Source organism: Ectobacillus sp., assembly GCF_056992975.1.
Genome location: NZ_JBXKMX010000194.1, coordinates 1 through 3,546 on the forward strand (window position 1 = coordinate 1; position 3,546 = coordinate 3,546).

6 protein-coding genes are annotated in these 3,546 nt (G+C 35.3%); 5 read left to right on the forward strand and 1 reads right to left on the reverse strand.

Going from position 1 to position 3,546, the window contains the following annotated elements; translation table 11 throughout:
* Nucleotides 1-497 (forward strand): PLP-dependent transferase (locus tag AC11ZT_RS08905; protein WP_484059260.1); only part of this gene is annotated, 497 nt, incomplete at its 5' end.
* A gap of 137 nt (nucleotides 498-634) precedes the next feature.
* On the forward strand, nucleotides 635-871 hold the full coding sequence (locus AC11ZT_RS08910; RefSeq protein WP_484059261.1) for a YrhC family protein: 237 nt from the start codon (nucleotides 635-637) through the stop codon (nucleotides 869-871).
* A gap of 90 nt (nucleotides 872-961) precedes the next feature.
* Here AC11ZT_RS08910 and AC11ZT_RS08915 read toward each other — a convergent pair whose 3' ends face one another.
* A complete protein-coding gene (locus AC11ZT_RS08915; protein WP_484059262.1) occupies nucleotides 962-1,420 on the reverse strand; it encodes a hypothetical protein in 459 nt (152 codons plus the stop codon).
* A gap of 344 nt (nucleotides 1,421-1,764) precedes the next feature.
* On the opposite strand from AC11ZT_RS08915, the gene AC11ZT_RS08920 reads away from it, so the two are divergent.
* From AC11ZT_RS08920 to AC11ZT_RS08930, 3 genes are all read left to right on the forward strand, one after another.
* Nucleotides 1,765-2,283, forward strand: coding sequence for a PadR family transcriptional regulator (locus AC11ZT_RS08920; RefSeq protein ID WP_484059263.1), 519 nt, complete (start codon nucleotides 1,765-1,767; stop codon nucleotides 2,281-2,283).
* Nucleotides 2,284-2,460: 177 nt separating this feature from the next.
* Entirely contained in the window at nucleotides 2,461-3,156 is a 696-nt protein-coding gene (locus tag AC11ZT_RS08925) for a DsbA family protein (RefSeq protein WP_484059264.1), read from the forward strand.
* Nucleotides 3,156-3,546: disulfide oxidoreductase (locus AC11ZT_RS08930; protein WP_484059265.1), on the forward strand; the 391-nt coding region annotated here is incomplete at its 3' end. The genes AC11ZT_RS08925 and AC11ZT_RS08930, both read left to right, overlap by 1 nt.

Below are 3,546 nucleotides of genomic sequence, written 5' to 3' on the forward strand. Positions count from 1 at the left end.
AGCAATTAGCAACTGATCTTCACTTTATCCAAAATTCCACAGGCGGTGTACTTGGTCCGCAAGATAGCTTTCTTCTTCTTCGTGGGTTAAAAACATTAGGGGTAAGAATGGAAGAACATGAAGCAAACGCTCGGAAAATTGCGAACTATTTGACTGAACATCCAAAAGTGAAAAAAGTATATTATCCTGGTCTTACTGATCATCCACAACATGAAATGGCCAAGAAGCAAGCAAGAGGATTCGGGGCAATTATTTCATTCGATGTAGATAGTATCGATACTTTGAATCGTTTGATGAGCAATACACAATATTTTACTCTGGCAGAGAGCTTAGGAGCAGTGGAAAGCTTAATTTCTGTACCAGCAAAAATGACTCATGCTTCCATTCCAGCAGATCGTCGTGCGGAGCTTGGAATTACCGATACACTTATTCGGATTTCGGTCGGTATTGAAGATGTCGAGGATTTAATCGAAGACTTAACGCAAGCTTTAGCATAATAAAGATACCCTCAGGTAACGTATAGGAGTGACAGAGGGTATCCCCTTTTTGGAAAATCATTTCCACTTTGGATACATTTACTTGATTTCTAGATTACTAGAATATGTTATTGTAAATAGTATGGAGAGTGATAGAAATGAAGCATTTGCAACATAAAATAACGGACTACAATCGGTTTGGACAAGTGTTACTAGCACTAAGCACAATTTTTATGTTGGGTCTTCTCATTCCAAATGGGGGGAAAACATTGTTACAACTTATTACTATGCTAGTATCAATTGGAGTTTTTTTAAGTGGAGCGATGGTTTTCTTCTTTCAAGCTAAAAAAGTTCGTGAAAAACTGAATGATTTGCAAGAAAATCAGCTGCAATAGTTTCGTTAGTAGAGAACGCAATACTTGTTTTGCTAATATAAAGAAAAAAAGCTTGTCTATTCGTCAACATGCTACGAATAGACAAGCTTTTTATTCTACATTCCCTAATTTTAGAGCAACAACAAATAATACTGAGATTACAAGAAATGCTGATACAAAAAGTCCATTTGCATATTTAGAAAGGCTAGAAGCTGTTGCAGCATCTTCTTTTCCATCTAGGTTCTTTACAGCACGTTTTCCTAAGATTGTTAAAGCAATAATAGAGCCGAGTACAATTAAACTACCGAAATCTTGCATATAGCTTAGCCAAAGTGATCCTTTTCCTTCCACTTCGGAAGAAAAGCGCATAACAAGTCCAGTAATAAGAACGATGGTTGCACTTGGATGTGTGACCGTATTGAAGAATCGAAGAATTTTCTTTAGTGATTCATTTACACCAGAAGTACGAAGATCCTTTTTTAAAGCTAACAAAATTCCAGCAACAACTACCATAGCACCAAGCCAAACTGCTAGACCAGTGAGATGTAAAAAGAGAAATAACTTGAACAAAATAAGATGCCCCCTATTTTCATTTGTTAAAAACATTTTAAATTTTCTCAAAAAAGTTCTTCTTAAGAAAATTAAAATGGTATCTATGAATCATTCTAACACGGCTATGTTGGAAATGCTCATTTGAGCTTGTGTTCGAATTGCATTCATAGAAATCTACATTATTTCAGATCCTTATTCTATTTACTATCTTTATCATGTAATGATAGTATTACTATTACCATACAGTATGAATTAATCAGTAGTCAATTAATGACTATTATAGTGTTGAGTAAAGAAGAGTTGACTTTATTCTTGCGGATTTTTTAAAATGGAAAGAATGGAACTAGAAGGAGTTTTGAATTATGGAAGAGCGCGCACTTATATTATTAGGAATATTAATGGCACAAAGTCAGCATGGCTATCAAATAAATGAGTTTATAGAGAAAAATTTAAGTAATATGACAGATATGAAAAAGGCGACAGCTTACAATATGCTTGAAAAATTAAGTGCTTTAGGACATATTGATGTTCATATCGAGCAAGAAGGAAACCGCCCACCTAGAAAAGTATATAGTGTGAATGAAGAGGGTACACAGTACTTTATGGAGCTACTACGTAGAAATTTAGAAAGCGTGGGAAAGAAAAACGATCCTATTGATATTGGTCTTATGTTTCTCGACTATCTTCCGTTAGAAGAAGCAATCGTTTGCTTAGAAGCCCGTCTTAGTAAGCTTTACAAGCGTATCGCCTATCAAGAAAAAGTTCCGAGCCATGGAAGCGGTAGCGGGGTTGATTTATCTATTGAACGAAATCTTGTTATGTTGCGAGCAGAGTGTGAATGGCTTACAAGTGTCATTAGTCGCTTACAAATAAATAAGTAGGGATAGTATGGAGAGTGCCAAATAAATGTACATATGAGAATATATCTTGACACTCCATTTTTCTAAAAAATATAATAACTAGTGTAAGGTAGTTTTTTACGTAGTAATGGCACTGGATTCTAGAAGATGTAACTTTTAAAGTTACATCTTGAAATAGAAATAATATGGGGTGAATACATGGCGAGCAAGAAGAAAAAAGGCAAAGTGCAAACTTCTTCAAGATGGTTATTTTGGGCAATGGGTATAGTAATTATTGCCGTAATAGCTGGTTTAATTATTTTAGGAAATGCTTCTACATCTAAAAAAGAAGCAACGTTTGATTATAGTGGACAACCATACATAGGAAAAGATACAGCACCGGTCCAAATTGTTGAATTTGGAGATTACAAATGTCCTGTTTGTAAAAGCTTTAATGAAACCTTTGTTCCGCAAATGACGAAGGATTTTGTAGATACAGGGAAAGCAAAGATGTATTTTATGAACTATGCTTTTATTAACGTAGACTCTACACGTTCGGCTTTGTTCTCAGAAACAGTGTATGGGGAATTGGGAAATTCTGCATTCTGGAAATTCCATGATCTTCTTTATAAGAAGCAACCAGAAGATCCGCAATATGAAAAAATGGATTATTTCACTGAAAGTTTTTTAACAGATACATTAAAAGAAATTGCTAGCAGTGACGACGTAAATAAGGTCTTACAAGCCTTTAGTCAGAAAAAGGAACAAGCTGCCCTGGATAAGGATATGTCTTATGTAAGTAAGCTACAAATAACTGGAACACCGACGCTTTTCATTAATGGTAAAAAGTTTGAGGGTCAATCGTACGATGATCTGAAAAAAATGGTTGATGATGCAGCGAAGGGGAGTAAATAATGAATAAATCTTTTGTACTTTCCTGGCTTGCCGCAATAATAGCGATGCTAGGAAGTCTATTCTTTAGTGAGGTATTACATTACGTGCCCTGTACATTATGCTGGTACCAACGCATTCTTATGTACCCTCTCGTTCTTCTAATTGGCATTGCCTTGTATCATAATGAGTCTTCAATCTATAAATATGTTCTTCCCATGTCCATACTTGGTATGTTTGTATCAGGCTATCATTATGCAGAGCAACATATTCCAGCGCTTCAACATTTTCAAACCTGTTCAAGTGGTGTTCCTTGTACAGGAAAATATGTTGATTGGTTTGGATTTATTACGATCCCGCTACTAGCTTTCGTTGCCTTTACAGTCATAACAGTATGTATGTTTTTTGTTAGGA